The 25923-nt window shown below is 72.7% G+C and carries 26 protein-coding genes; 13 read left to right on the forward strand and 13 right to left on the reverse strand.

Annotated elements, in window-relative coordinates; all coding sequences use genetic code 11:
• Window positions 1-18 precede the first annotated feature (18 nt).
• Window positions 19-2724 (reverse strand): LuxR C-terminal-related transcriptional regulator, encoded by a 2706-nt coding sequence (locus tag R6Y94_RS39060; RefSeq protein ID WP_412102981.1) that lies wholly within the window; start codon window positions 2722-2724, stop codon window positions 19-21.
• 196 nt (window positions 2725-2920) lie between these two features.
• Here R6Y94_RS39060 and R6Y94_RS39065 point away from each other — a divergent pair, with 196 nt between their 5' ends.
• The 3 genes from R6Y94_RS39065 to R6Y94_RS39075 all read left to right on the forward strand — a co-directional run bounded on the left by R6Y94_RS39065 (window position 2921) and on the right by R6Y94_RS39075 (window position 5419).
• Window positions 2921-4546 carry a hypothetical protein gene (locus R6Y94_RS39065; protein ID WP_318401839.1) on the forward strand — a complete coding sequence of 542 codons (1626 nt, stop codon included), beginning with the start codon at window positions 2921-2923 and terminating at the stop codon, window positions 4544-4546.
• Between the two features lie 70 nt (window positions 4547-4616).
• Window positions 4617-4907: an ATP-dependent Clp protease adapter ClpS gene (clpS, locus tag R6Y94_RS39070; protein ID WP_318401841.1), complete on the forward strand. Its 291-nt coding sequence runs from the start codon at window positions 4617-4619 to the stop codon at window positions 4905-4907.
• The gene (locus R6Y94_RS39075) at window positions 4883-5419 is read left to right on the forward strand and encodes a DUF2017 domain-containing protein (protein ID WP_318401843.1); all 537 of its coding nucleotides are present in this window, start codon (window positions 4883-4885) and stop codon (window positions 5417-5419) included. The genes clpS and R6Y94_RS39075 overlap by 25 nt, the downstream gene beginning before the upstream one ends.
• 75 nt (window positions 5420-5494) lie before the next feature.
• Here the strand turns inward: R6Y94_RS39075 and R6Y94_RS39080 are convergent, their stop codons facing one another.
• The gene (locus tag R6Y94_RS39080; protein ID WP_318401845.1) at window positions 5495-6355 is read right to left on the reverse strand and encodes an aldo/keto reductase; all 861 of its coding nucleotides are present in this window, start codon (window positions 6353-6355) and stop codon (window positions 5495-5497) included.
• Between the two features lie 180 nt (window positions 6356-6535).
• Between R6Y94_RS39080 and R6Y94_RS39085 the strand changes: the two genes are divergently transcribed.
• The 6 genes from R6Y94_RS39085 (at window position 6536) to rdgB (ending at window position 11029) form a co-directional block, all read left to right on the forward strand.
• The gene (locus tag R6Y94_RS39085; protein WP_318401847.1) at window positions 6536-7024 is read left to right on the forward strand and encodes a M67 family metallopeptidase; all 489 of its coding nucleotides are present in this window, start codon (window positions 6536-6538) and stop codon (window positions 7022-7024) included.
• 69 nt (window positions 7025-7093) lie between these two features.
• Complete coding sequence (locus tag R6Y94_RS39090) at window positions 7094-7441, forward strand: MoaD/ThiS family protein (RefSeq protein WP_318401849.1); 348 nt, start codon at window positions 7094-7096, stop codon at window positions 7439-7441.
• A 10-nt stretch (window positions 7442-7451) separates the two neighbouring features.
• Window positions 7452-8417, forward strand: coding sequence for a cysteine synthase (locus R6Y94_RS39095; protein ID WP_318401851.1), 966 nt, complete (start codon window positions 7452-7454; stop codon window positions 8415-8417).
• 399 nt (window positions 8418-8816) lie between these two features.
• Window positions 8817-9563 (forward strand): MBL fold metallo-hydrolase, encoded by a 747-nt coding sequence (locus R6Y94_RS39100; RefSeq protein WP_318401853.1) that lies wholly within the window; start codon window positions 8817-8819, stop codon window positions 9561-9563.
• Window positions 9564-9680: 117 nt separating this feature from the next.
• Window positions 9681-10409, forward strand: coding sequence for a ribonuclease PH (rph, locus tag R6Y94_RS39105; protein ID WP_318401855.1), 729 nt, complete (start codon window positions 9681-9683; stop codon window positions 10407-10409).
• Window positions 10406-11029 carry an RdgB/HAM1 family non-canonical purine NTP pyrophosphatase gene (rdgB, locus tag R6Y94_RS39110; protein ID WP_318401857.1) on the forward strand — a complete coding sequence of 208 codons (624 nt, stop codon included), beginning with the start codon at window positions 10406-10408 and terminating at the stop codon, window positions 11027-11029. Before rph ends, rdgB begins: the two co-directional genes overlap by 4 nt.
• Window positions 11030-11095: 66 nt before the next feature.
• Here the strand turns inward: rdgB and R6Y94_RS39115 are convergent, their stop codons facing one another.
• A complete protein-coding gene (locus R6Y94_RS39115) occupies window positions 11096-12277 on the reverse strand; it encodes a low temperature requirement protein A (RefSeq protein WP_318401859.1) in 1182 nt (393 codons plus the stop codon).
• Window positions 12278-12492: 215 nt separating this feature from the next.
• On the opposite strand from R6Y94_RS39115, the gene R6Y94_RS39120 reads away from it, so the two are divergent.
• A complete protein-coding gene (locus R6Y94_RS39120; RefSeq protein ID WP_318401860.1) occupies window positions 12493-13677 on the forward strand; it encodes a low temperature requirement protein A in 1185 nt (394 codons plus the stop codon).
• A 65-nt stretch (window positions 13678-13742) separates the two neighbouring features.
• Here the strand turns inward: R6Y94_RS39120 and R6Y94_RS39125 are convergent, their stop codons facing one another.
• A complete protein-coding gene (locus tag R6Y94_RS39125) occupies window positions 13743-14246 on the reverse strand; it encodes a hypothetical protein (RefSeq protein WP_318401862.1) in 504 nt (167 codons plus the stop codon).
• Window positions 14247-14422: 176 nt separating this feature from the next.
• Between R6Y94_RS39125 and R6Y94_RS39130 the strand changes: the two genes are divergently transcribed.
• A complete protein-coding gene (locus tag R6Y94_RS39130; protein ID WP_318401863.1) occupies window positions 14423-15394 on the forward strand; it encodes an NBR1-Ig-like domain-containing protein in 972 nt (323 codons plus the stop codon).
• A gap of 93 nt (window positions 15395-15487) precedes the next feature.
• Here R6Y94_RS39130 and R6Y94_RS39135 read toward each other — a convergent pair whose 3' ends face one another.
• On the reverse strand, window positions 15488-16069 hold the full coding sequence (locus R6Y94_RS39135) for a TIGR03086 family metal-binding protein (protein WP_318401865.1): 582 nt from the start codon (window positions 16067-16069) through the stop codon (window positions 15488-15490).
• A gap of 63 nt (window positions 16070-16132) precedes the next feature.
• Between R6Y94_RS39135 and R6Y94_RS39140 the strand changes: the two genes are divergently transcribed.
• Window positions 16133-16876 (forward strand): helix-turn-helix domain-containing protein, encoded by a 744-nt coding sequence (locus R6Y94_RS39140; protein WP_318401866.1) that lies wholly within the window; start codon window positions 16133-16135, stop codon window positions 16874-16876.
• A 62-nt stretch (window positions 16877-16938) separates the two neighbouring features.
• Here R6Y94_RS39140 and R6Y94_RS39145 read toward each other — a convergent pair whose 3' ends face one another.
• Window positions 16939-17460, reverse strand: a complete 522-nt coding sequence (locus tag R6Y94_RS39145) for a CGNR zinc finger domain-containing protein (RefSeq protein WP_318401868.1) — start codon at window positions 17458-17460, stop codon at window positions 16939-16941.
• A 25-nt stretch (window positions 17461-17485) separates the two neighbouring features.
• Here R6Y94_RS39145 and R6Y94_RS39150 point away from each other — a divergent pair, with 25 nt between their 5' ends.
• Window positions 17486-17701 (forward strand): hypothetical protein, encoded by a 216-nt coding sequence (locus R6Y94_RS39150; RefSeq protein ID WP_318401869.1) that lies wholly within the window; start codon window positions 17486-17488, stop codon window positions 17699-17701.
• 76 nt (window positions 17702-17777) lie between these two features.
• Here the strand turns inward: R6Y94_RS39150 and R6Y94_RS39155 are convergent, their stop codons facing one another.
• The 7 genes from R6Y94_RS39155 to hutU all read right to left on the reverse strand — a co-directional run bounded on the left by R6Y94_RS39155 (window position 17778) and on the right by hutU (window position 25878).
• Window positions 17778-18053: a DUF4190 domain-containing protein gene (locus R6Y94_RS39155; protein WP_318401871.1), complete on the reverse strand. Its 276-nt coding sequence runs from the start codon at window positions 18051-18053 to the stop codon at window positions 17778-17780.
• 105 nt (window positions 18054-18158) lie between these two features.
• Complete coding sequence (locus R6Y94_RS39160; protein WP_318401873.1) at window positions 18159-18848, reverse strand: hypothetical protein; 690 nt, start codon at window positions 18846-18848, stop codon at window positions 18159-18161.
• 10 nt (window positions 18849-18858) lie between these two features.
• A complete protein-coding gene (gene hutH, locus R6Y94_RS39165) occupies window positions 18859-20412 on the reverse strand; it encodes a histidine ammonia-lyase (RefSeq protein ID WP_318401874.1) in 1554 nt (517 codons plus the stop codon).
• Window positions 20400-21572, reverse strand: coding sequence for an imidazolonepropionase (hutI, locus tag R6Y94_RS39170; RefSeq protein ID WP_318401876.1), 1173 nt, complete (start codon window positions 21570-21572; stop codon window positions 20400-20402). Before hutI ends, hutH begins: the two co-directional genes overlap by 13 nt.
• Window positions 21573-21627: 55 nt before the next feature.
• On the reverse strand, window positions 21628-22971 hold the full coding sequence (locus R6Y94_RS39175; protein WP_318401878.1) for a formimidoylglutamate deiminase: 1344 nt from the start codon (window positions 22969-22971) through the stop codon (window positions 21628-21630).
• A complete protein-coding gene (locus tag R6Y94_RS39180) occupies window positions 22968-24191 on the reverse strand; it encodes an allantoate amidohydrolase (protein WP_318401880.1) in 1224 nt (407 codons plus the stop codon). The genes R6Y94_RS39175 and R6Y94_RS39180 overlap by 4 nt, the downstream gene beginning before the upstream one ends.
• Before the next feature lie 7 nt (window positions 24192-24198).
• Window positions 24199-25878, reverse strand: a complete 1680-nt coding sequence (hutU, locus tag R6Y94_RS39185; protein ID WP_318401882.1) for a urocanate hydratase — start codon at window positions 25876-25878, stop codon at window positions 24199-24201.
• Between the last annotated feature and the right edge of the window lie 45 nt (window positions 25879-25923).

The raw sequence follows: 25923 nt of genomic DNA on the forward strand, positions 1-25923 counted from the left end.
CCCGGTGGCGGGTCCGGGTCAGCGGTCGGGATCGCTCTCCTGCTCGGGTATCGCCTTCAGCGCCGGCCACAGTTCCCCGCGACCGGCCACGCCGAGTTTGTTGTAGACCCGCTGGAGGTGGTTCTCCACGGTGCGGGTGGAGATGTAGAGCTGCTCGGCGATGTTCCGGCTGGCCAGCCCCCGGGCGGCCAGCCTGGCGATCTGCCGCTCCCGCTCGGTCAGCGCCGGCTGGCGTACCGACAGTGCGGGCGTACGCAGCACGTCGCAGCGCCGGAGCAGCCCGGCAAGTCGCAGGTTCGCCTCGTGCGACCGGTTCGACCGGGCCGCCCGGAGCCGGGTCACCGCCCGGCTGGTCGCCTCGGCCGCGAAGACGTTGAGGTCGAGTTTGGCGAAGCCCTCCGCGACGGCGAGCAGTTGGTCGCCGGAGTGGCCGTACTCGGCCCGGGCGTGCCGGGCCATCAGCGCCGGCAGCGGGCCGTCGACCGTCTCGCTCAGCTCGGTCAGCCGCTGGGCCGCGGTCCGCCGCCGGCCGGTGACGGTCGGCTCGCCGACCTCGATGTCGGCCCGGCCGAACCGCACCAGGTCGTGCAGGGCCAGCACCTCGTGCCCGGCGAAACCGTCCGCCTGGAGCCGGTGTACCAGCTCGCGGAGCGTGCCCACGCCGCTGCCGAGGTCGCCGGTGGCGGCCTGCACGGTGGCCCGGGCCTGTTCGAGCCAGGGGTAGAGCACGGCCATCCCGGAGGTCTGCGACCGGTCCGACTCGGCCATCGCCTCGACCGCGGAGTCGACGTCGCCGCGCATCGCCGCCGCCTGGGCCCGCTCGGCGTGAGCCAGCCCGGCGAAGACCCGGCTGGTGGCGAGGACGGCACAGGCACCGAGGCTGGTCCGCAGCGCCTCACCGGTCTGGCCGCGCAGCCGGGCCGCCTGGGCGCGCAGGATCGAGAGATAGCCGGAGCCGAGCCGGAAGTCGCCAGCGTCGGCCAGGTCGGCGAACTCGGCGGCGACGATCGCGTCGATCCCGGCCAGGTCGCCGGCGAGCGCCAGCCGGGTGCCCCGGGCCAGTTCCAGCGCCAGTTGCAGGTAGGGCATCTCGGCCCGCCACTGCGCGGCCTCGGCGGCCACCCCGTCGACGGCCCGGCCGCTGAGCGTCAGCTCGCCCCGGGCGGCCTGGAGGTGCGCGATGGTGCACCGGGCCAGGCCCCGGGCGGCCACCGTGGCGGCCGGCCGGTCCAGTACGGAGCGGCTCAGCCGCAGCGCCGCGGCGCACTCCAGCCGGTGCAGTCGCATGATCGCCTCGAAGGCGACCACCCGGGCCCGGTCGGCGGGATCGGTCAACCGTGCCGCGTCCGCCGCGATCTCGGCCACCGTCGACTCCCGGTCGAGTCCCCAGTACGAGACCATGCCGCGTACGGTCAGCCAGCGGCTGCGCCGCTCGTCCGAGGAGATCTGGTCGGCGACCGAGTCGAGCACCCGGATCGCCTCCTCGGCCTGGTCGCCGAACATCAGGATGGTGGCCAGCAGTTCGGCGGCCTGGTAGCCGCCGCCGGCCTGCAGGGCGGCCCGGGCCAGCCTGGCGGCGAGCGGCACGTCGAACTGGCTGAACGCCTGCCCGCCGGCGCGCAGCAGCAGGGCCGGATCCTGCGCGGTGCCGGAGTCGAGCCGCCAGACCGCCACCCGGAGCAGGTCGTCGCGGCGCCGGGTGCCGGCCCGCTCGACCAGCTCGGCGAGGTGCGCGTTGAGCCGGCGGGCCCGGGTGACCGGGCAGCGCCGCCGGACCACCTCGCCGTAGAGCGGGTGGGCGAGCCGGACGTCCGAGCGGCGGTCGTGCACGTCGACCCGGATCAGGCCGCGCTCCTCGGCGGTCTCCACGCTGGAGCCGTCGGTCGCCCGGTGCAGCAGGGTCAGCCCGATCGGCTCGCCCATCGCGACCAGTTCGACCACCGCGCGTACGCCCGGGTCGAGCTGGCCGATCCGGGCGTCGATCAGCTCGTCGAGGCTGGCGGGGAGCTGGCTGCGGCCGGTCCACCGCCAGACGCCGTACGTCCGGGTCAGTTCGTCGCTGGCGGCCGCCGCGATGACCAGCTCCCGGAGCATCAGGGCGTTGCCGGCGGAGAGCCGGTAGAGCCGGTCCGCCGAGGGCGCGTCCACCGGATCACCGAGCATCGCGGTGAGCAGGTCGTTACTGTCGCCCGGGGGCAGCGGGGCCAGCTCGGCGTGGTCGACCAGGTCGTCCGTCCACAGCGCGCGGATCGGTAGCGGCACCGCCTCGCCGCTGCGCAGCGTGCCGAGCACCGTCGCGTTGTCGGAGCGGGCGATCAGATAGACCAGAGCGGCCGAGGAGGGGTCGAGCAGGTGCGCGTCGTCGATGCCGATCACGATCCGCCGGCCGGCCGCCTGCTGGTGCAGCGCGTCGACGGCCCAGCGCATGATGCCGGCCGGGGAGAGGCCGGCGGGCTGGTCGGTCGGGAGCACCTGGGCGAGCCCGCCGAACGGGATGCCGGTGGTGGCGATGTTGGCGGAGGCGGACCAGACGGCGCAGCCGTGCGCGGGCAGCGTCGCCAGCCCCTCGCTGAGCAGGCGGCTCTTGCCGACGCCGGCGGTGCCGCTGAAGAAGATGCCTCGGCTTCCCGGGCTGGTGGCGGCACTCACCAACCGGTTGAGTTCATCCGTTCGACCAACGAAGCTCCACCGCCCCATCCGGGCAGCATATAGACCGGGTGCCATCCGCGCGCGCTTGGTGACTCAACGAATTTGAGTAGCCGCGTGGCCATCCATGAGTATCGTTGGTGCTCGTAGCGTACGGGCATCGACACGTAGCGTTCCGATATTCGGCGGGACCTCGGCCAGTACACCGGTCGAGCTTCGCCGACGGCAGCGGTCCGGCCGGAGTGTTCCGGTCGGCTGGGAGGTGCAGACGGCGATGGAGTTCCGGTCGCTCCCCGTCTCCGGGCCGCCGGGAGCACCCGGCACCCGGACGCCCCGCCGTCCGCCGGGCGACGAACCGGCGCTGGTCGAGTCCCCACCCGACGAACCGCTCGCCGTGATCACGGTCGGGCCGTCCGGCGAGGACCGCCGGGCCGTACTCGCCGGACTGCTCGGCGCCGCCGCGCCACCGCTGCGGGTCCCGGCGGGCAGCTTCCTGGTGGTCGACTACGCGCCGTCCGTCGGCGGCGCCGCCTACGTGCCCGGGCTGCGCTCCTTCCGGGAGTACCGGCCGGAGCCGGTCGGTGCCGGCCCGGCCCTGGCCCGCCCGCCGCGCCGGGTCGAGCTGACCGTGCCCGACCCGCTGCTGCGGCACTTCACCCTGGTCGACGCGCCGGACACCGGCACGCTCGGTGTGGCCGGCATCCGGGTGGTCCGCGACGCCGTGCGCCGGGGCGGCGCGCTGCTCTACGTACTCCCCGACGACCAGCCGGTCGCCGCCGCCGAGCTGGACCTGCTCGCCGAGGTGGCGGAGGAGGCCGCGGTCTTCCTGGTCGGCACCCCGGGCGCCGCCGACTGCTGTGCCGCCGCCGGGTGCGGTCCGGCGGACGCCATCGGGCGCACACCGGCGTACTCCACCGGTTCCCCGGCGGCCACCGTCAGCGGGATCGCGGTGCCCGGTCAGGACGACGGCCTCCGGGATCATGCCGCACACGTAGCAGAGGTACCGGCAGCCGACGGGTCGTCGGCAGGCTGGCTGGAGGCGCGCCGGGCCACCCTGGTCGCCGCGGTGCCCGCGCTCGCCGGAGTGGACTGGATCGACCTCGATCCGGCCGCCGCCGACACTGCCTACCTGCGCCGGGCCCTGATCGACTGGGCCAGCACCGAGGGGCTGCGCCGGGCCAGCCTCACCCCGCCGGTCGCGCCCGGGGCCACTCGGACGGTTCCGGTCGCGCCGGCCGCCCGGACCTCCGACTGGGCCGACCGGTTGGAGCGGCGGTCCCGGGGCCTCGCCCACCAGCTCCGCCGGGACATCGCACTGGAGATTGCCGCCATCCATCTGCGCTGCGTGCGCGAGGTGGTCGGCGGTGCCGGCGTACCGGGACTGCCCGGGCTGCTCGACCGGGAGGTCGAGGCGCTGTCGCTGGAGGTGGTGGCGGCCTGCGACGCGGGTGTGGACAAGATGCTCGGCGAGTCGCTCGCCCTGGTCTTCGGCGGGGTGCCGGACGAGGGCGTACGGCTGCGTGCCGCCGCCGCGGTCGGCTGGGGACTCGCCGCCGACCGGGCCGCCCGGGACTTCGACCGGGTACTGCTGATCCGGGAGACCGGCGAGGTCGAGACGGTACTCGGGCTGGGTGCGGTCGGCGCGCTGGCGGCCTATCCCGGCGGTACCGCCGGTGCCATCCTGCCGCCGCTCGGGGTCGGCCTCTCCGGCGGCTGTTACCAGTACTGGCGCAATCCGTTCCGGGCCGATCCGATCCAGGCGCGGTCCTGGCTCGGCCGGGCGCTGCGGGAGACCGAGCTGGAGCTGTGCCGCGAGGTGTCCCGGCGGTTCGAGGCGGTCGCCGACTCGCTCACCGACGTGCTGGCCGAGGCGGTCCGGCACGGTCGTCTGCTCGCCTGAACGAGCCCGGTTCGCGCCCGGGCGGCGTTCCGGTTCCTCGCTACGCCTTCGACGGTGGCACGATGGGGGCATGGCGGCTCCACAGGTTGCACCGGTCGACGCGCCGGACACCGAAGACGTGCCGGTCGCCGACCGGGCATGGGTGACGATCGTCTGGGACGACCCGGTCAACCTGATGTCGTACGTGACCTGGGTGTTCCAGAAACTCTTCGGCTACAGCCACGAGAAGGCCGAGAAGCTGATGCTCGACGTGCACAACAAGGGCAAGGCGGTGGTGTCCAGCGGCGCCCGCGAGCGGATGGAGCACGACGCGTCCCAACTGCACGCGTACGGGCTGTGGGCGACGGTGGACCGGGCGTGAGTACGTTTCGCCGACAGGGCGAGCACTGCGTCGCCACGTTCGCCGCCGACGAGGTGCGGGTACTCCGCAAGGTCGCCTCCGAGGTGGTCGGCCTGCTCACCGACGGCTTCGACCACTCCGACCCGGTCGTCGGGCGGCTGTTCCCGGACACCTACCCGGAGAGCCCGGGTGACTCGGCCGAGTTCCGGCAGTACACCGAGGGTGACCTGAAGACCGGCAAGATCGACCAGGCGGGCGCGGTACTCGCGGCGCTGCCCCCGGTGACCGGCGGGGAGGTACGCCTCGACGCGGAGGCCGCCGAGGCGTGGCTGCGGGCCCTCAACGACGCCCGGCTGGCGATGGGCGTACGCCTGGACATCTCCGCCGACACCGACCTTGGCGACGAGCTGGACGACGCGGTGCTGCACGACCCCACCTCGACCCGGGTCTTCCAGCTCTCCATCTACGCCTACCTGGGCTATCTCCAGGAGTCGCTGCTCACCGCGCTGATCGACGGCAAGCTCGCCGACTGACCGCCCACGCCGGCGCCGCGCTTCGTGCGCGTGCGCCGGCGCCGGTTCGGTGCGGTTCGGGTCCGTCCGGGCGGTTCAGGCCCGGTCGAGGGCGGCCAGCTCGTCCGGGTCGAGCTGGAGTTCGGTGGCGGCCACCGAGTCCCGGATCGTCTCCGGCCGGCTCGACCCGGGGATCGGGATCACCTGCGGCGACCTGGCCAGCAGCCAGGCCAGGCAGACCTGCTGCGGGCTGACGCCCCGGGCGGCGGCGACCTCGGCGAACGGCGCGAACCGGCTGCCCAGCTCGCCGGCCCGGGAGATCCCGCCCAGCGGGGACCAGGGCAGGAAGGCCAGTCCCAACTCGTCGCAGAGCGCCAGCTCCGGCTCCGAGCTGCGGAACGCCGGGGAGTACTGGTTCTGCACCGAGACCAGTCGGTCGCCGAGGATCTCCCGGGCCTGCCTGATCTGCTCCGGGTTGGCGTTGGAGATGCCGGCCATCCGGACCTTGCCGGCGTCGACCAGGTCCCGGATCGCGCCGATCGCGTCGGCGTACGGGACCTTGGGGTCGGGGCGGTGGTGCTGGTAGAGCCCGATCGCCTCCACCCCGAGCCGCTTGAGGGACGCCTCGCAGGCGCTCCTGAGGTAGTCCGGTGAGCTGTTCACCGACCAGCTCCCGTCGCCGGGGCGCAGGTGCCCGCCCTTGGTGGCGACCAGTACCCCGGAGGTGTCCCCGCCGTAGCTGGCGAGCGCCCTCGCGATCAGCGACTCGTTGTGCCCCACCTCGTCGGCGTGCAGGTGGTAGGCGTCGGCGGTGTCGATCAGGGTGACGCCGGCATCCAGCGCGGCGTGGACGGTACGGATCGCGCGCTCCTCATCCGGCCGTCCCTCGATCGACATCGGCATGCCACCGAGACCGATGGCGCTCACCTCGGTGCTCCCGATGCGGCGTGGGTTCATCGCACTGCCTCCTCCACTCGGACACCCGGCCGGCGGCCCGGCGCGACCGGGCCGTTCCCGTCGCACTCTTTCTGTCACAGGCTGGCACCACCCGCCACGTGGGATCACGTGAGGTCGGCCACTCCGGTCGGCCGAGGTCGACCGCTCCCGGCCGGGCCGACAGGCGGTAGGCTGGGGCCTGTGCTGAGCATCGACCGGTCGATAGTCGAGGCGATCGTCGCGCACGCCCGCCGGGACCACCCCGACGAGGCGTGCGGCGTGGTCGCCGGCCCGACCGGCGCCGACACCCCGACCCGGCACATCCCGATGGTGAACGCCGCCCGGTCCATGACGTTCTACGAGTTCGACTCGATGGAGCAGTTGCGGGTCTGGCGGGAGATGGACGATCGCGACGAGGAGCCGGTGGTCATCTACCACTCGCACACCGCGACCGAGGCCTATCCGTCCCGCACCGACATCTCCTTCGCCGGAGAGCCGGGCGCGCACTATCTGCTGGTCTCCACGCGTGATCCGGAGACCGAGGAGATCCGTTCGTTCCGGATCGTGGACGGGGTGGTGACCGAGGAGCCGGTCAGGGTCGTCGACGCCACGGTGGACCCGAACGCCGTGCAGTCGTACATGTTCGGGCAGAGCCCGGCGACGGTCGACTACGAGTGTTCCGGCCGCTGACTTCCGCAGCTCAGCAGCCGTTTTCGTAGTCCGTTCCCCAACTCCGTCGTTCCAAGGAGCACATCAGTCATGGCCATCGAGGTTCGCATCCCCACCATCCTGCGCAGCTACACCGGCGGCGCCAAGGTCGTCGAGGGGTCCGGCGACTCCATCAACGAACTCCTGTCCGACCTGGACGGCAAATACGCCGGCCTGCGTGGCCGGCTGGTCACCGAGCAGGGTGCACTGCACCGCTTCGTCAACGTCTACGTCAACGACGAGGACGTCCGGTTCCTCGGCGCACTGGACGCCAAGCTCTCCGACGGGGACACCGTCACCATCCTGCCGGCCGTGGCCGGCGGCGCGTTCGGCTTCGCCGCGGCAGCCGCGATCTTCGGGCACGGCACGTCGGTGCCCGCCTCGCCCGCCGCCCGCTGAGGAGGCCGCCATGACGCGGTACGAGAGCCTGCTCGACGCGTGCGGCGGTACTCCGCTGGTGGGGTTGCCCCGCCTGTCGCCGACGGTGCCCGACGGGGCACCGCCGGTGCGGCTCTGGGCGAAGCTGGAGGACCGGAACCCGACCGGCAGCATCAAGGACCGGCCGGCGATGTTCATGGTCCGCGAGGCCGAGCGGGCCGGCCGGCTCCGGCCCGGCGACACGATCCTTGAGCCGACCAGCGGAAACACCGGGATCTCGTTGGCCATGGTGGCGAAGCTCCGGGGCTACCGGCTGGTCTGTGTGATGCCGGAGAACGTCTCGGCGGAGCGGGTCCAACTGCTCCGGATGTACGGCGCCGAGATCATCTTTTCGCCGGCCGCCGGCGGCTCCAACCAGGCGGTGGCGACCGCCAAGCAGATCGCCGCCGAGCACCCCGACTGGGTGATGCTCTACCAGTACGGCAATCAGGGCAACGCGCAGGCGCACTACGAGACCACCGGTCCGGAGCTGCTGCACGACCTGCCAACGATCACGCACTTCGTCGCCGGGCTGGGCACCACCGGCACCCTGATGGGGACCGGGCGATATCTGCGGGAGAAGGTCGACGAGATCGAGATCGTCGCCGCCGAGCCCCGGTACGGCGAACTGGTCTACGGGCTGCGCAACATCGACGAGGGCTACGTCCCGGAGCTGTACGACGCCCGAGTGCTGACCCGGCGCTTCTCGGTCGGTACCCGGGACGCGGTGCTGCGTACCCGGCAGCTCGTCGAGGTGGAGGGGATCTTCGCCGGGTTCTCCACCGGGGCGATCCTGCACGCCGCGCTCGCCGTGGCGCACGAGGCGGTCAAGGCCGGCCGGCGGGCCGACGTCGCGTTCGTGGTCGCCGACGGCGGCTGGAAATACCTGTCGACCGGCGCCTACGGCGGCACCCTCGCCGACGCCGAGGACGCGCTGGACGGCCAGCTCTGGGCCTGACCGGCGAACCCGTTCGAGCCCGACCCGGAACTGCTGGCGGCGGCCATCGTCGACCTGTCCGCATTGGCCCGGGCGGCGCGGGCCGGCGGCGGCAGTCTCTACTGCTGGTGCTGCCTGTAGGCGGCGGTGACCGAGGGTGCCTTCGGCGGGGCCGAAAGCGGATACCGACATGCCCGCCGAAGGTGACGGAACGTAACGGTCGGGCCGTTTGCGGCGTCTAACCCGTACCGGGCGGGGTCGCCCAGACCGGATGTCACGTTGACGACAACTGTACCCAGATCTTTCTTGTGCCCAGGTGTCGCGGCGTAGGCTGCGCACCGTGACAGACCTTCCGGCATTGATCGTTTACGCGTTGGGCGCCGGGCTGTCCGTGACCATCTGTAATGGCGGGGCGACTTGATGCGACTGACCATCCTCGGCTGTGCGGGCAGTTTCCCGGGCCCCGAAGCGGCCTGTTCGGCCTACCTGGTCGAGGCCGACGGCTTCCGGCTGCTGCTCGACTTCGGCTCGGGCTCGCTCTCCGCGTTACAACGTTATGTCGGGCTGAAGGCGGTCGACGCGATCCTGCTGACCCACCTGCACGGCGACCACATCCTCGACGCGGTCCCGTACATAGTGGTGCGGCGGTACGCCCCGGACGGCCCCTACCCGCCGCTGCCGGTGTACGCCCCGAGTGGCGCGCCGGACCGGCTCGCCAACGCGTACAGCCTGGACGAGGGCCTGCTGGACGACGTCTACACCTTCTACGGCCTGCAACCCGGGACGTTCCCCATCGGGCCGTTCGCGGTGACCGTCGACCGGGTCAACCATCCGGTGGAAACCTATGGGGTGCGGCTGGAGCACGGCGGCCGGTCGCTCTGCTACTCCTCGGACACCGCCCCCTGCGAGTCGCTGCTCCGGCTGGCCCACCGCGCCGACCTGTTCCTCTGCGAGGCGAGTTATCTGGACGGGGTGGAGAACCCACCCGACCTGCATCTGACCGGGCGCGAGGCGGGCGAGGCCGCCGCCAAGGCGGAGGTGGGCAAGCTGCTGCTGACCCATCTGGTCGCCGCCTGGGGCAGTGAAGCGGTGACCCACGAGGCGGCGCTCTCCGCCTTTGCCGGCCCGGTCGAGGTGGTCCGGCCCGGCGCCCGGTACGAGGTCTAGTCCCGAGATCTGCACCCCGGCGGACCGATCCGCCGGACCCGCCCGGTGCGGACCCGGAACGCGGACGCCCGGGGCACCCTCGGACGGCGCGATCGGGCGAGCACATAGGCTGCGGGGATGGCGCGACCTGACGGGCGACGGCCCGACCAACTCCGACCGGTGACCCTGACCCGACGCTGGAGCATCCATCCGGAGGGATCCGTACTCGTCGAGTTCGGTGATACCCGGGTGCTCTGCACGGCGAGTGTCACCGAAGGGGTGCCGCGCTGGCGCAAGGGTTCCGGCCTGGGCTGGGTCACCGCCGAGTACTCGATGCTGCCCCGCTCCACCACCACCCGCTCGGACCGGGAGAGCGTCCGGGGCAAGATCGGTGGCCGTACCCACGAGATCTCTCGGCTCGTCGGCCGGAGCCTGCGGGCCTGCATCGACCTGAAGGCGCTCGGCGAGAACTCGATCGTGCTGGACTGCGACGTGTTGCAGGCCGACGGCGGCACCCGGACCGCCGCGATCACCGGGGCGTACGTCGCGCTGCACGACGCGGTGAGCTGGCTGGCCGAGCGGAAGGCGTTGGCCGGCAAGCCGGCGAAAGTGATGCACCGGTCGGTGGCGGCGGTCAGCGTCGGCGTGGTGGAGGGTGAGCCGCGACTCGACCTGAACTACCTTGAGGACGTGGCGGCCGAGGTGGACATGAACGTGGTATGCACCGGCACCGGGGATTTCGTCGAGGTGCAGGGGACCGGCGAGGCCGGCGTCTTCGCCCGCGAGCAGCTCGACGCGCTGCTCGACCTCGGTGTGCTCGGCTGCGCCGAGTTGACCGACGTCCAGCGGAAGGCGCTGGCCGAATGACCAAGGTGCTGCTGGCGACCCGGAACGCCAAGAAGCTGACCGAACTCCAGCGGATCCTCGACCACGCCCTCGGCCCGCAGCGCATCCAGCTCGTCGGGCTGGCCGACGTTGCGCAGTACCAGGAGGTTCCGGAGACCGGACTGACCTTCGGGGAGAATGCCCTGCTCAAGGCGCGCGAAGGCGTCAAGTGGAGCAACCTGCCGACGATCGCCGACGACTCCGGGCTGGCGGTGGACGCCCTGAATGGCATGCCCGGGGTGTTCAGCGCCCGCTGGTCCGGCAGGCACGGCGACGACCGGGCCAACCTGGAGCTGGTACTCGCGCAGATCGCGGACGTACCCGACGAGCACCGGGGCGCCGCCTTCGTCTGCGCGGCGGCCCTGGTGTTGCCGGGCGGCAAGGAGCACCTGGTCGACGGCCGGCAGACCGGACGGCTGCTGCGGGCGCCCCGTGGCGAGGGCGGCTTCGGCTACGACCCGATCTTCCTCGCCGACGGGCAGGACCGGACGAACGCCGAACTCTCCCCGGAGGAGAAGGACGCGATCAGCCACCGGGGCAAGGCGCTGCGGGCGTTGGCGAAGGTGATCGCCAAGGTACTGCCGGAGTCGGGCCGCCCGTAGCGGGCGGCCCCGCATCCGAACCGGGCAGCGGGCGATCGCCATCCCGTGCCGGTCGGGACGGGTCGGTCAGGCCGGTCGGGGGCTTCCGGGCAGCCGGTGCCCCAGCACGGTCAACTCGGCCAGCAGGGTGACCAGCAGGACCAGGTTCGCCACGACCATTATCCCGAGCGGTGGGAGCAGCGGCATCGCGGGGCCGATCGCGACGAGCGTGAGGATCGCGACCAGGCGGGGCCGGAAGATCCGGCCGGTCACCACGTAGTCGAACAGGCAGGTGCCGAGCAGGAAGAGCGCCGGGCCGCCGAGCAGGGTGACTATCCAGGCCACCGGCGCCGGACCGAGCGGACTGCCGAGCACCAGGTTGGTGCCGGCGGACACCACCACGGTGCCGGCCACCATCACCAGGTGGGTGTACGAGGTCGAGGTGCCCGGCCGGACCCGCTCCACCGACGACACGTTCCCGGGGGACAGCAGTTGCTCAATGCGGTGGAAGTAGAGCAGGAACAGCAGTACGGCGTTGCCGAAGGCCACCGCGCAGACCGCGAGCCGAATCTCCCCGGTGCGGGGTAGGGCGAGACCGGTGCCGGCGGTCAGGATCAGTTCGCCGAGCGCGATGAGGAAGATCTCCCGATGCCGCTCGGCCAGGTGGTTACCGGTGAAGATCTGACTGGCCAGCTCGGTGCGACCGAGTCGCGGGGTGGGCCAGCCGAACCGGGCCGATCCGAGGTCCACCGCGACCGCCGCTGCCCAGAGCACCAATCGGGCCGTACCCTCGGCGAACACGCCGCCGACCCACAGCCCGGCGGTGACGACGAACCAGAAGAAGACCCGGACGCTGCGGGCCTGGATCGCCCGATGCACCCGGGTACCCGGGATCAGTACCGCGCCCCGGGCCAGGTGGATGCCGAAGTACGCCGCGACGAAGACGAAGCCCAACTCGCCGAAGGCCCTCGGTACGGTGACCGCCATCACCAGGGTGCCGAACATGACGACGAGGACCAGGGCCTGGATCACCGGTAGCCGGGGATTGAACAGGTCGGTGAGCCACGCGGTCAAGACCCAGACCCACCACGCCGCGAGCAGCAGCACGGCCATCTGCGCCGCGTTGCGGAGGCTGGGATCCGCGGCCAGCCCCTGCGAGAGCCGGGAGAGCATGAACACGTAGACCAGGTCGAAGAAGAGTTCCAGGAAGGTCGGGTACTCGGGTTCGCCGCGCCGGCGGAGGATCCTCGGCAACTCGCTGGTCGTCACGGGTTTTCTGGCCTCCTGCCAACCTCCCTGAGGCATCGGCTCGCACGCGGCGCGGCCGGACTCCCGACTGCCTCTAAACCTACAAAACCCGGCGTTATCAGAGCGCGAAACCTCTAGTCTCGGGGCGGTGACGTGCCGGGCCGGCTCGGACAGGTTGAAGAGAATCAGCGGTGCCGTCGGACGGGCGCGTGCCGGGAGTCAAACGGAGCGGATCGATGGCGATGCGCGGCGAGGCAGGTGAACCCGCCCCCGCCTCGGCCCGGCCCGATCCGACCCGTCCGACGTACCTGGAGCTCTTCTTCGACCTGGCGTACATCTTCGCGCTGATCGTCGTCGCCGAGGAGTTGCTCAAGGACCTGAGTTGGGGCGGTACCGGTCGGGCCCTGGTGCTGTTCCTGGCGTTCACGCTGATCTGGGCGCTCGCCACCTGGGCCGGTGACCTGCTGGACCTGACCCGGCCGACGGTGGTGCCGCAGATCGTCGGCGTGATGGCGGGCAGCCTGCTGCTGGCCGGTACGGTGCCGGAGGCGTACCACAAGGGTGGGCTGCTGTTCGCCGTCACCTACCTGACGATCCACTTCGGCAGCGGGCTCTACTACACCCTGGTCCCGTCGGGCGCGGCGCGCACCCGCACCCACCGGACGATGCTCTGGGAGGCGGTCGCCGCCGTACCGTGGATCGTCGGCGGACTCCAGACGAACGCCGGGACCCGGGCGATGCTCTGGGCGGTCGCGCTCGCGGTCGAATACCTCGGCGTCGTACTCGGCTGGCCCACCCCCTGGGCGTGGCACCGGCCGCCCCGGGAACCGCGGCGCGTCGGGGAGCGGGTCGCCGAGCGCTACCGGCAGTTCGTGATCGTCGCGCTCGGGGCGTCGCTCTTCCTCGTCGGCAGCGAGTTCAGCGAGGGTCGCTACACCCGGGACCGGGCGGTGGCCCTGGTGGTGGTCTTCACGACCACGGTGCTGATCTGGCGGATCTACATCTACCGGGCCGGGCAGTTGATGACCGGCACCATCGCCGGCGCCGCCAACCCGGCCCGGCTCAGCGAGGTCACCGCCTTCGTCCACCTGGTCATGGTGGCCGGCATCGTCGGCACCTCGGTCGCCAGTCAACTCGTCATCCGTCGCCCGTTCGGTGACACACCGCCGGCCCTGGCGGCGGTCATTCTCGGCGGCCCGGCACTCTTCCTGGTCGGGCGGGCGCTGCTCGACTACACCGTCTTCGCCCACGTGAACCGGGCCCGGTTGGTCGGGCTGCTCCTGCTGGCCGGTCTGGCGGCGGCGACACCCCTGCTGCCGCCGGTCATGGTCGGGCTCGCCGTCGTGGGTGTGCTGACCGGCATCGCGACATCGAACCTGATCCAGACCCTGACCAATCCGCCGAGGCCGGCGACGCGGTAACGGCCGCCGGGCCGGGGTGCCCGCGACGGCGGGACACCCCGGACGGTACGCGCCGGCGCTCGGTTTCAGCTTATGTACCAGGACGAGGCGTGGTCGTTCCAGCCGAAGTTGCCGAGATTTCGCGTGTAGTGGTAGACGGTGAACGACGGACCGGTGAAGCGACCGTGCTGGTAGATCCGTACCGAGCACCTGGTGCTGGCGGTGCTGCGATCGGTCTTCACCGAGGTGAGCTTGTCGTTCCAGCCCGCCGGCACGACCGGGACCGCGATCTCCCGGTCGTCCATCGTCGTGGTGCAGGCCCGGGACTTGTAGTAGCGCAGCGTCCCGCCCTGATACTCGTCGTCCTTCCAGAGTTGCGCCACGAGATAGCTGGCCCGGCCCCCCACGTCCCTCCTGGCCCGCTCCGGCGTGGCGGCACAGGCCAGTTTCGCGGTGTCCGCGTTGTACGCGCAGTGCGGCGCGGCCGCGCCGTCCGGCCCGGCGGCGTACGCGGTGGAGGTGCCGAGGACGGTTGACGCGACGGCGAGGGTGAGCATCGTGCCGACGGTGGCGGCGAAACGAATTCTCATTTCTCTTTCACGCTTTCTTCCGAGGCGATTTCCGATTTCATTGGTCGTCGAATCCGGCAGTGCCAGTCTTCCGCTGTCGGATCGACGTCCCTTGCACTTCGAGGCTCGGCCGCCGTCTCGTTGTACGGTAGGGTCTGACGCGGGCTGACAACGCTTCTGACAAGGTGGGGGTCTGGATGCGTGCCGGCGACGACCCGGGTCGGGATCGCATTTCCGCCGAACCGCCGGACCCGGTCGCCGAATTCGCCGACGCATTACGCCGACTGCGCGCCGAGGCGGGAAATCCGTCGTTTCGGCGAATGGCCGCGGTGTCCCGGTCGATCTCGCACACCACGCTGCACGAGGCGGCCTCCGGAACGCGCTTCCCGTCCTGGGAGACCACCCGAGAATTCGTCCGGGTCTGCCACGGCGACGAGACGGCGTGGCGGGCCAGATGGGAGTCGGCCCGCCCCGCCGCCTCCGGCCCGTCAGCCGCCGCCGGCTCCGCCCCGTCAACCGCCGGGGAAGCCGGATCGGTTCCGCTGACCCGCGAATCCCCGGCGGTGGCGGCGTGGGGTCGTCGTCTCGGCCCGGGGTGGGGTCGGCCCGGTTCGGCCCGGCTCGGCGGGGCGGTCACGCTGGGAGCGCTGGCCCTGGTCGGCACGCTGCTGGCGGTGGCCCTGCTCGTCGCCGCCCGGGCCGACCGCGAGCGGTCCGGCGCCCCGACCGGCGCCGCGTCGGCGGGCACCGCCACCACCGCCCCGGCAGGGGTGCCCACCGGACCGCTGGTCGACGGCGACCGGAGCCGGTTCATCACCGACGTCACCATCCCGGACGGCACCCGGGTACGGGTCGGCGAGACCTTCGTGAAGGTCTGGGAGATCCAGAACGCTGGTACGGTGCCCTGGCGCAACCGCCATCTCCAGCGGGAGGACGTGCCGGCCCAGCCGGGGAGCTGCCGGAGTCCGGAGCGGATCCCGATCCGTGACACGCTGCCGAACGAGCGGGTGGAGGTCTCCGTCACCGTGATCGCGCCGTCCGCGCCGACCATCTGCATGGTGCGGTGGAAGATGGTCGACGAACACGGCCGACAGCTCTTTCCCACCGCCCGACCGGTGTTCTTCCTGGTCCATGTCGATGCCACGACCGGCACTCCGGGCTCGCTCTGAGCCGGAAAGCCGGTCGACCGGCCAACGGGTCACCGGATCCCGCCGGAGCCGGTCGGCGGGCCAGCGGCTCCCGCCCGGGGCAAGCCGGCGGGGTCAGCGGCTCCAGGTGGGGTCGCGGCCGACGACTCCGAGGATCCGGTCCAGGGTCGGCGCCGCGGCCGGGACCGCGACCTCGGGCCCGTAGACACCCATCTGCCGGCCCTGCTCGGCGGTCTTCGCCACCTCGTCGTGCACGTAGCCGAGCAGGTCGTCGTCCCAATTCGGGCGCTGCCCGGTCGCCTTCGCCAGGTCCCAGGCGTGCACCACCAGCTCGGTCACGATCATCCCGCCGACCAGCGCGGCCGGCAGCTCCGTCGGGCCGCCCATGCGGGTGGTGCCGTCCCAGGCGGCCGGCTCGGCCCAGGTGCCGGCGATCCGCTCCACCAGCGCCGTCAGGTCGGCGGCCCAGTCGCCCCCGGTCAGGTCCAGCTCCGTCTCGCTGCCGGCCGGCGGCGGTACGGTCTCCTTCCGCCCGGCACCCTCCAGCGACGGGCCCCAGAACAACAGGTGGTTGACCAGCTTCCGGACGTCGTACTCGGCACACGGGGTGGGATTGTCGAGCTGGTCGGGCTTGATGTCGCGGATGATCTCGATCAGCGGGGCGGCCGCCCTGGCCACGTACGGTGCGTCAGGCATGTCGGCAAGCACACCACGAGGTGTGGCGGTCGTCTTGAACGAACGCGACATAACCTGGCGGGCGTGCGGAGGGACGTACGCGAACTCGGCGGGGCGTGGACCAGATACCAGCGGCACGCCTTTCCGGCCCCGTCGCCGGACCTCACCCCGTACGTCGAGCGCTACTGGATCGTCTCCTGGGAGTACGCCGAGCCGTACCGGCAGTTGATCGTGCCGTACCCGAACGTGCACCTGACGTTCCACGGCGGTCGCGGGATCGTGAACGGCGTCAGCAGCGGACACCAGGTGAGGGTGCTGACCGGCGTCGACGGGGTCTTCGGGGTGGCGTTCCGGCCGGGCTGCTTCCGGCCGTTCCTGGGCGCACCGGTCTCGACGATCACGGACCGGTCGATCGACGCGGCGGAGGTCTTTCCGGGTGACCTGCCCGATCCGCTCGACGTGCCGAGCGTGGAGGAATATCTGCGGCGCCGCCGGCCCGAACCCGATCCCCGGGCGGAGGAGGTCGCGGAGGTCGTCGCCACGATCGCCGCCAGTCCCCGGATCAACCGGGTGGACGCGGTCGCCGAGCACCTCGGGATGGGCGTCCGGGCGGTGCAGCGGCTCTTCGCCGAGTACGTCGGGATCGGGCCGAAGTGGGTGATCCGGCGCTACCGGCTGCGCGAGGTGACCGAGCGGCTGGCCCGGGGCGAACCGGTCGACTGGGCCGCGCTCGCCGCCGAACTCGGCTACGCCGACCAGGCGCACTTCACCCGCGACTTCCGGAAGATGTTCGGCGAGTCCCCGACGCACTACGCCGCCCGCTACTGACATCCACCCCGCCAAGATCTTGACGCCTTGTTGCGGTTGGAGCGACAAAAAGTCGTCAACATCTAACGGATTCGGCCGCTTCGGTGGCGGCGGACGGCGTCGCGGTTGGCGCAGCGGGGCGAGCAGTACCGCTGCTGACCGCCCCGTGAGGTGTCGACGTAGATGGTCCGGCAGCCGTCGGCAGCGCAGCGGCCGAGTCGGGACATTCCCCGCCCGGCGAGGTGTAGCGCGGTACCGACGCTGACCAGGGCCCGCAGCACCGCACCGAGCGGTACGCCCTCGTCCCGGTAGTGCAGGTGCCACCCGGTACCGCCGTGATCGGTGAGCCGGGGGTACGCCGACGCCGACGCCAGCAGCCGGTTGACCAGGGCGGCCCGCTGGGCCGGATCGGTGGCGTCGACGATCTCGGACCACTGGTCGACCAGCTCCAGCGCCACGGTCAGGTCCTGCTCGCCGACCGGCATGTCCAGCACCAGCCCGGCGGCGGCGCACCGGCCTACCAGGTCGGGCAGGGAGCGGGGCGGGTCGTTGGCCAGCTCGGCGATCAGTCGTACGGCGTCCTGCCCGTAAGGGTTGAGATGCACAATGCCATTACAGCAGGCTCGGACCATGAGCGACGAGAACGGGCACCTCTGGCGGACCCGGTCACGCCACCGGACCAGTGACGGGATCGTGAGCTACCAGTCGTGCCACTGCGGGATGTGGCGGCTGCTGTCCGGGCCGGCACGACCGTCGGTGCCGCCGACCGAGGCCGTCCGAGCGCCGCTCGGCAGGTTGGCGGAGGATGGCCCGGGCCGGGTCGGCCGGCGGCGTCGGCGCAGGTGACGTACCAGCGCAAACGCCGCGGGGTGGTTCGTCCGGCCCGCGACCTGACGAACCGCCCCGGGTGTTCGCGCTGCGCTCAGCTTCCGTTCGAGGCCGCCGCGACGACGGCGATGAGGACGAACCAGAGCACGGTGAGTGCGGTGAAGACGATGCCCAGCCAGAAGCCGGCCTTGGCGAGTCCGCTGCCCTGCTCGCCGGTCTGCTGGATCTGCCGCTTCGCGACGACGCCGAAGACGATGCCCAGTGGCGCGAAGACGAAGGCGAAGACCAGGGAGAGGATCGCCATCACGTTGGTGCCGCGAACCGACCCATCTGCCTGCCCGGCCGCCCCGCCGGTGCTCTGCGATGCCATTTGTCCTCCTCGGTGTGGGTGTCCACAGGGGAATTACCCAGACCGGTCCGCCCGATAACGCTCCGGCGACACAGAGTGCCCCGGAGATCTGCTGGCTCCCGCCGGTCAGCCTTCGCCAGGTCCGTCGACCGGGGCGAAGCTGAGCCCGTCCGCCGGGTCGACCTCGACCACCTCGCCGCCTCGCACCAGGTACGCGACGTCGTGCCGGGTCCTGGCGAGGTATTCCGCCCACTGGGCGTCACCCCACTCGCCGGGATCCGCCGCATCGATCTCGTCGTAGTCGGGCGGTGCCGCGTAGTGGACCGCGTAGACGACGTTGTCCCGTACCTCCAACCGCCACCGGTCGTCCGGCTCGTCGCCCTGGGCCTCGATCACACCGGTGAGCACATGGTCGAAGGTGAACTCCGCGAACTCGTCGGCGTAGACCCGCTCCGGAAGCGGCGCGGCGAGTTCCCCGGCGAGCGTGGCGCCGGGCTTGAGGAAGGTGTCGACCAGATATGCCATCCAGCGCTCGGCGTCGTAGAACTTCTCCGCCTCGTCCCCGCCGAGGGTGGAGCCGTCCTCGGACGGTAACCACTGGCACCAGAGGCCGGGCTGCCCGGGCGGCGGCTCGCTGCCGTCGAGTACGTCCGGCTCGATGTCCTGCCCCGCGTGGCCGCCGCCTCCGACGAAGTACGGTCCCTTGGTCCGGTGCATGTGCCGGACCTCGGCGAACCGGGTCAGGTAACGGACCTCGGCCGGGTTGAGCGGTGGGGAGATGCTGACCCGGCCGGTGAACCATGTCTCGTAACCCATGCCGGATGTTCTACCCCAGGGGGCCGACCTCCGCCTCGATCGTGGCCCGCAACTTCGGCCCGGCGATCACCGCCCGGGCCGCCTCCATCACCGGGGCGAGGAAGATGTCCGGCCCCGGCTCGCCGACGGCCTCCCGCAGCGCCGCCAGCGCCGCCCGGCCGGCCGGGGACGGGGTCAGCGGTGCCCGCAACTGCAGGCCGCGTACCCCGGCGATCAGCTCCACCGCGAGCAGGCTGGTCAGGTTCTCCAGCACCGTACCCAGCTTCTTGGCCGCCGCCCAGCCCATCGAGACGTGGTCCTCCTGCATCCCGCTGGTCGGCAGCGAGTCGACCGAGGCGGGTGCGGCGAGTCGCCGGTTCTCCGCGACGATCCCGGCGGCGGTGTACTGGGCGATCATCAGCCCGGAGTTGACCCCGGCGTCGGGGGAGAGGAACGCCGGCAGTTCCCGGGACCGGGTGACGTCGAGCAGCCGGTCGACCCGGCGTTCGGCGATCGCCCCGACCTCGGCGGCGGCGATGGCCAGGAAGTCGGCGGCGAAGCCGAGCGGGGCGCCGTGGAAGTTTCCGGTCGACTCGACCCGACCGTCCGGGAGTACGACCGGGTTGTCCACCACCGAGCGCAGTTCCCGGCCGGCGACCTGGTCGACGAAGGCGAGGGTGTCCCGGGCCGCCCCGGCGACCTGTGGCGCGCAGCGCATCGAGTACGCGTCCTGCACGGCGTGCGACAGGTCGTCCCGGTGCGAGTCCATGATGGACGATCCTTGGAGCAGTCGGTGGATGTTGGCCGCCGACAGCGCCTGCCCGGGATGCGGGCGGATCGCGTGCAGTTCCGGCAGGAACGGCCGGTCCGAGCCGAGCATCGCCTCGATGGCCAGTGCCGCCGTCACGTCCGCCATCGTGAAGAGGTGGTGTGCGTCGGCGACCGCCAGCAGCAGCATCCCGAGCATCCCGTCGGTGCCGTTGACCAGCGCCAGCCCTTCCTTGGCAGCCAGCGTCACCGGGCGCAGCCCGGCCGCATGCAGGGCCGCCGGGGCGTCCTGCCGGCTGCCGTCCGGGCCGAGCACCCAGCCCTCGCCGAGCAGCACCAGCGCGCAGTGCGCCAGCGGGGCCAGGTCGCCGGAGGCGCCGAGCGAGCCGTGTTCCGGCACCCACGGGGTGATGTCGGCGTTGAGCAGGTCGGCCAGCGCCCGGGCCAGCTCGGGGCGTACCCCGGAGTGGCCGAGGGCGAGGGAGCGGATCCGGAGCAGAATCATCGCCCGGACCACCTCGCGGGGCATCGGGGCGCCCACCCCGGCCGCGTGCGAGCGGATCAGCGCGTGCTGCAACTCGGCCCGCCGCTCCGGCGCGACGAAGGTGGTGGCGAGCGCGCCGAACCCGGTCGAGACGCCGTACACCGGGCGGCCGGTCTGCTCGATCCGGTCCACGATCGCCCGGCTGGCCGCCATGGCGTCCAGGGTGGAGGGATCGAGTACGACGGTGGCGGTGCCCCGGGCCACCGCCAGCACGTCGGCCGGGGAGATCCCGGTGGGCTGGACGGTGACGACGGGTCGGGTCACGGTTGACATTGCGGTACTCCGTTGTGCAGGACCTGGCTGATCAGTGGAACACCGGGCCGGTAGGCCAGGTGCAGATAGGAGGGCGCGTCGAGGATGCTCAGGTCGGCCGGTACCCCCGGCCGGAGCACTCCGGCGTCCGCGCGGCGCAGCGCCCGCGCGCCACCGGCGGTGGCCGCCCAGACCGCCTCCGCCGGGGTCATGCCCATCTCCCGGACCGCGAGCGCGATGCAGAACGGCATCGACGAGGTGTACGACGACCCGGGGTTGCAGTCCGTGGCCAGCGCCACGGTCACCCCCGCGTCGAGCAGCCGCCGGGCGTCCGGGTACGGCGACCGGGTGGAGAACTCCGCTCCGGGCAGCAGCGTCGCCACCGTCTCCGCCATCGCCAACACGTCGACGTCTACATCGGACAGGTGGGTGCAGTGGTCGACGCTTGCCGCGCCCAGCTCCACCCCGAGCTGCACCCCCGGCCCGGGACCGAGCTGGTTGGCGTGCACCCGTACCCCCAGCCCGGCGGCCTGCCCGACGGTGAGGATCGCCCGGGCGTGGTCGGCGTCGAAGGCGCCCCGCTCGCAGAAGACGTCGATCCACTTCGCGTACGGCAGCGCGGCCCGGAGCATCGGCCCGCAGACCAGTCCGACGTAGTCGTCCGGCCGGTCGGCGTACTCCGGGGGCACGACGTGGGCGCCGAGGAACGTCGTCTCGGCGGTGAACTCGGCGGCGATCCGCAGCGAGCGTGCCTCGTCGGCGACGCTGAGCCCGTACCCACTCTTGATCTCGATCGTGGTGGTGCCCTGCCGGACCGCCTCGGCGCGCAGCCGCCCGACGGTGTCGCGGAGCCGGTCGTCGTCGGCGGCCCGGGTGGCGGCGACGGTGGTCCGGATGCCGCCCCCGGTGTACGGCTCGCCGGCCATCCGGGCGGCGAACTCGGCGGCCCGGTCACCGGCGAAGACCAGATGGGCGTGGCTGTCCACGAATCCGGGCAGCACCGCGGCGCCGTCGGCGTCGATCCGGTGGTCGGCGGCCGGGGCGTACCGGGCCGGGCCGATCCAGGCGACCTCGCCCTCCTCGACCAGCAGCGCCGCCTTGCGGCGGATGCCGAGCGGCCCGCCCTCGCCGATCCCGGTGTTGGTGACCAGCTCGCCGATGTTGTCGATCAGCAGGTTCACGGCGTCACCGTCCCGATGCGTGGGTGCACGGCGCCACCGTCGCGATCACACAGGTTCACGACGTCACCGCCGCGATCGCCGCCGACAACTCGGTCGGCACGTCGAGCCGGACGTGCCGGCCCTCCCGCACCACCGGCCGGCCGTCGGCCAGCACGTCGGTCACGTCGGCCGCCCCGGCCGCGAAGAAGACCCCGACCGGCGGCACCCCGGCGGTCCGGGCGCTGTCCAGCCGGACGGTGACCAGGTCGGCCCGGTCGCCGCGCTCCAGCCGGCCGGCGTCCGTCCAGCCCAGCGTGGCGTGCCCGCCCTCGGTCGCGGCGCGCAGCAACTCGACCGGGCTGAACTGGCCCCGGGTCAGGGTGGCCAGCCGCAGGTTCAGCTCCACCGCCCGGGCCTCCTCGAAGAGGTCGACCACCGCGTGGCTGTCGGTGCCGAGGCTGATCGGGCTGCCCCCGTCGGCCAGCTTCCGGATCGGCCCCACCCCGTCGGCCAGGTCCCGTTCGGTGGTCGGGCAGGCGCAGATCCCGGTACCGCTGGACCCGAGCACGTCGAGGTCCAGACCGGACAGCTGGGTGGCGTGCACCGCCGTGGTGGCCGGGCCGAGCACGCCGGCCTCGGCCAGCAGCGCGGTCGGGCTCTTCCCGTGGTACGCCAGGCACGCCTCGTTCTCGGCCGGTTGCTCGGAGAGGTGCAGATGCAGCGGGGCGGCGTGCTCGCGGGCCCAGCCGGCCACCTCGGCGAGTTGGTCGGCGGGGACCGCCCGGACCGAGTGGATCGCCGCACCGACCCGGGCGTGCGCACCGGCCGGGGTGAACGCGCCGGCCCGCCGCGCCCAGCCCGCCGCGTCGCCGTCGCCGAACCGCAGTTGCGGCCCGGCCAGCGGCTTACCGTCCACCGTGGCGGTCAGATAGCAGGTGTCCAGCAGGGTGAGCCGGATCCCGGCCTGGGCGGCGGCCTCGACCAGCGCCGCACCCATCACGTTCGGGTCGGCGTACGGGGCGCCGTCCGGGGCGTGGTGCAGGTAGTGGAACTCGCCGACGCAGGTGATGCCGGCGAGCGCCATCTCGGCGTACGTCGCCCGGGCCAGCGCGAGGTAGCGCTCCGGGTCGAGGCGGTCGGCGACCGCGTACATCTGGGTGCGCCAGGCCCAGAAGTCGCCCCGGCCGCCGTGGGTGCGCCCGCGCAGCGCCCGGTGGAAGGCGTGCGAGTGCGCGTTGGCCAGCCCCGGCAGGGTCAACCCGGGGAGCCGCCGGGCGTCCGGCGGCGGCACCGGCACCCCGGCTGTGACCGGGCCGAACCGGCCGTCGACCACCTCGATCAGCACGTCGGCGTCGGGCGCGGGGCGGTCCGGCAGCCAGGCGTACTCGGCGTGGTAGCGGGCCGGTTCGGGGGCGGTCATCCGGCGGCCAGGTGGGCGAGCAGGTCGGCCAGCCGGCGTACGCCCTCGGCACAGTCGTCGTCGGCGGCCGCCTCGGCCGGGGAGTGCGACACCCCGGTCGGGTTCCGCACGAAGAGCATCGCGGTCGGCACGTGCCCGGCCAGGATCCCGGCGTCGTGCCCGGCGGCGGTCGGCAGCACCGGTACGCCGTCGGCGAGTACCTCGCGGAACGCCTTGACCAGTCCGCCGTCGAACTCGACAGGTGGGCTGAGCGACTCGCGGGTGACGGTCAGCGTCGTACCGTCCCGGCTGGCCCGCTCGGCGGCCTTGCCGCGTACCCCCTCGACCAGCGCCTCCAGGGTGCCGGCGTCGGCGGCCCGGGCGTCCAGCCAACCGCGGACCCGGGCCGGGATCGCGTTGGTGGCGTTCGGCTCCACCTCGACCCGGCCGATCGTGGCCTGCGCACCGCACAGCCGGGCCTCCTTGCTGGCGGCCAGCACGGTGAAGGCGTAGGTCAGCATCGGGTCGCGCCGGTCGGCCATCCGGGTGGTGCCGGCGTGGTTGGCCTCGCCGGTGAAGTCCAGCCGCCAGCGGCCGTGCGGCCAGATTCCGCTGGCCACCCCGACCGGTGCGCCGAGGTCGACCAGCGCCCGGCCCTGCTCGACGTGCAGCTCGATGAAGGCGCCGATCCCGTCCAGCAGATCTGGTCGGACCCCCACCGGCCGACCGCCCATCGCCTCGGCCAGGGTGACGCCGTCCCGGTCGGTCAGCGCCGCCGCCCGGTCCGGATCGAGCGCCCCGGTCAGCAGCCGGGAGCCGAGGCAGGGTACGCCGAACCGCGAGCCCTCCTCCTCGGCGAACGCCACCACGCCGACCGGGCGGCGGAACTCCCGACCCTCCGCCCGGAGCGCCCGTACCGCCAGCAGGGCGCTGACGATGCCGAGCGGTCCGTCGTAGCCGCCGCCGTGCGGGACCGAGTCGAAGTGGCTGCCGAGCAGCACGGCGTCGCCCCGCTCCGGCGGCGGGCCGTACCAGGCGATCAGGTTGCCGTTGCCGTCCGGCTCGACCGCGTGCGCCCCGTCGGCTTCGGCGACGCCGCGGAACCAGCGCTCCAGCTCGCGTACCGGCTCGGTGAAGCCGTACCGGAGGTAGCCGCCGGTGCCCGGGTCACGGCCGATCGGGGCGATCTCCGCCCAGAGCCGGGGAAACCAGGTGTGCACCGGGATCGGGTTCGACGTCAACGCCCGCCTACCCTTCGGCCATCGGGATGCGCAGGTCGCCCCGGGCTGCGGCCGCGACGGCCTCCGGATAGCCGGCGTCGACGTGCCGGAGTACGCCGGTCGCCGGGTCGTTGCTCAGCACCCGCTCGATCTTCTGTCCGGCCAGCGCGCTGCCGTCGGCGACGCAGACCTGGCCGGCGTGGATGGAGCGGCCGATGCCGACCCCGCCGCCGTGGTGGATGCTCACCCAGGAGGCGCCGCTGGCGGTGTTGACCAGCGCGTTCAGCAGCGGCCAGTCGGCGATCGCGTCGGAGCCGTCGGCCATCGCCTCGGTCTCCCGGTAGGGCGAGGCGACCGATCCGGCGTCCAGGTGGTCCCGGCCGATCACCACCGGGGCGGTCAGCTCGCCGCTGGCCACCATCTCGTTGAACCGCACCCCCGCCTTGTCCCGCTCGCCGTGGCCGAGCCAGCAGATCCGGGCCGGCAGGCCCTGGAAGGCGACCCGCTCGCCGGCCAGCCGGATCCACCGGGCCAGCGACTCGTTCTCCGGAAAGAGGTCCAGCACCGCCCGGTCGGTGGCGGCGATGTCGGCCGGGTCACCGCTGAGCGCCGCCCAGCGGAACGGTCCCTTGCCCTCGCTGAACAGCGGCCGGATGTACGCCGGCACGAAGCCGGGGAACGCGAACGCCCGGTCGTACCCGCCGAGCTGCGCCTCGGCCCGGATCGAGTTGCCGTAGTCGAAGACCTCCGCACCGCCGTCGAGGAAGCCGACCATCGCGGCGACGTGCCTGACCATGGCGGCCCGGGCCCGCTCGGTGTACTCGGCCGGCTTCACCCGGGCCAGCTCGGCGGCGTCGGCCAGCTCCAGCCCCTCCGGGACGTACGACAGCGGGTCGTGCGCGCTGGTCTGGTCGGTGACCACGTCGATCTCGACGCCCCGGCGGAGCAGTTCGGGAAAGACGGTCGCGGCGTTGCCGACCACCCCGACGGAGAGCGCCCGGCGCTCCCGCTTGGCGGCGAGGACCTGCTCGACCGCCTCGTCGAGTGAGCCGGCCACGGTGTCGAGATAGCGGGTGGCGACCCGGCGGGCCAGCCGCTCCGGGTCGACGTCGACGATCAGGCAGGCGCCGCCGTTCATGGTCACCGCGAGCGGCTGCGCCCCGCCCATCCCCCCGCAGCCGGCGGTCAGGGTCAGGGTGCCGGCCAACGAGCCGGCACTCGGCTGCTGCCCGTCGGCGCGGCTGGCGGCGAGCTTCGCGGCGACGGCGGCGAAGGTCTCGTAGGTGCCCTGGAGGATGCCCTGGGTGCCGATGTAGATCCACGAGCCGGCGGTCATCTGGCCGTACATGGTCAGGCCGAGCTGTTCGAGGCGGCGGAACTCCGGCCAGCTGGCCCAGTCGCCGACCAGGTTCGAGTTGGCGATCAGCACCCTCGGCGCCCACTCGTGGGTCCGCAACACCCCGACCGGCCGCCCCGACTGCACCAACATCGTCTCGTCGTCGGCGAGCGAGCCGAGAGTGCGGACCAGTGCGTGGTACGACGGCCAGTCCCGGGCCGCCCGGCCGGTCCCGCCGTACACGACCAGGTCGTCGGGGCGTTCGGCCACCTCCGGGTCGAGGTTGTTCATCAGCATCCGCAGCGCCGCCTCCTGCGGCCACCCGGCGGCGGTCCGGGTGGTGCCGCGGGCGGCGCGGATCGGCTCGGGCATGTCAACTCCTCCTGCGGTGGAACGGTTCGACGGTGGCGTGCGGTG

Origin of the sequence: Plantactinospora sp. KLBMP9567 (assembly GCF_033446045.1) — a bacterium.
Lineage (GTDB): Bacteria > Actinomycetota > Actinomycetes > Mycobacteriales > Micromonosporaceae > Plantactinospora.

Bases quoted from the DNA above. Each gene is read 5' to 3' on its own strand.
- R6Y94_RS39125 (WP_318401862.1), bottom strand. From the start codon at position 14,246: ATGAGAATTCGTTTCGCCGCCACCGTCGGCACGATGCTCACCCTCGCC.
- R6Y94_RS39135 (WP_318401865.1), bottom strand. From the start codon at position 16,069: ATGCCTGACGCACCGTACGTGGCCAGGGCGGCCGCCCCGCTGATCGAG.
- rdgB (WP_318401857.1), top strand. From the start codon at position 10,406: ATGACCAAGGTGCTGCTGGCGACCCGGAACGCCAAGAAGCTGACCGAA.
- R6Y94_RS39065 (WP_318401839.1), top strand. From the start codon at position 2,921: ATGGAGTTCCGGTCGCTCCCCGTCTCCGGGCCGCCGGGAGCACCCGGC.
- R6Y94_RS39100 (WP_318401853.1), top strand. From the start codon at position 8,817: ATGCGACTGACCATCCTCGGCTGTGCGGGCAGTTTCCCGGGCCCCGAA.
- R6Y94_RS39095 (WP_318401851.1), top strand. From the start codon at position 7,452: ATGACGCGGTACGAGAGCCTGCTCGACGCGTGCGGCGGTACTCCGCTG.
- R6Y94_RS39090 (WP_318401849.1), top strand. From the start codon at position 7,094: ATGGCCATCGAGGTTCGCATCCCCACCATCCTGCGCAGCTACACCGGC.
- R6Y94_RS39160 (WP_318401873.1), bottom strand. From the start codon at position 18,848: ATGGGTTACGAGACATGGTTCACCGGCCGGGTCAGCATCTCCCCACCG.
- rph (WP_318401855.1), top strand. From the start codon at position 9,681: ATGGCGCGACCTGACGGGCGACGGCCCGACCAACTCCGACCGGTGACC.
- clpS (WP_318401841.1), top strand. From the start codon at position 4,617: ATGGCGGCTCCACAGGTTGCACCGGTCGACGCGCCGGACACCGAAGAC.
- R6Y94_RS39155 (WP_318401871.1), bottom strand. From the start codon at position 18,053: ATGGCATCGCAGAGCACCGGCGGGGCGGCCGGGCAGGCAGATGGGTCG.
- R6Y94_RS39060 (WP_412102981.1), bottom strand. From the start codon at position 2,724: ATGGCACCCGGTCTATATGCTGCCCGGATGGGGCGGTGGAGCTTCGTT.
- R6Y94_RS39130 (WP_318401863.1), top strand. From the start codon at position 14,423: ATGCGTGCCGGCGACGACCCGGGTCGGGATCGCATTTCCGCCGAACCG.
- R6Y94_RS39150 (WP_318401869.1), top strand. From the start codon at position 17,486: ATGAGCGACGAGAACGGGCACCTCTGGCGGACCCGGTCACGCCACCGG.
- hutU (WP_318401882.1), bottom strand. From the start codon at position 25,878: ATGCCCGAGCCGATCCGCGCCGCCCGCGGCACCACCCGGACCGCCGCC.
- R6Y94_RS39120 (WP_318401860.1), top strand. From the start codon at position 12,493: ATGGCGATGCGCGGCGAGGCAGGTGAACCCGCCCCCGCCTCGGCCCGG.
- R6Y94_RS39175 (WP_318401878.1), bottom strand. From the start codon at position 22,971: ATGACCGCCCCCGAACCGGCCCGCTACCACGCCGAGTACGCCTGGCTG.
- hutH (WP_318401874.1), bottom strand. From the start codon at position 20,412: ATGTCAACCGTGACCCGACCCGTCGTCACCGTCCAGCCCACCGGGATC.
- R6Y94_RS39080 (WP_318401845.1), bottom strand. From the start codon at position 6,355: ATGAACCCACGCCGCATCGGGAGCACCGAGGTGAGCGCCATCGGTCTC.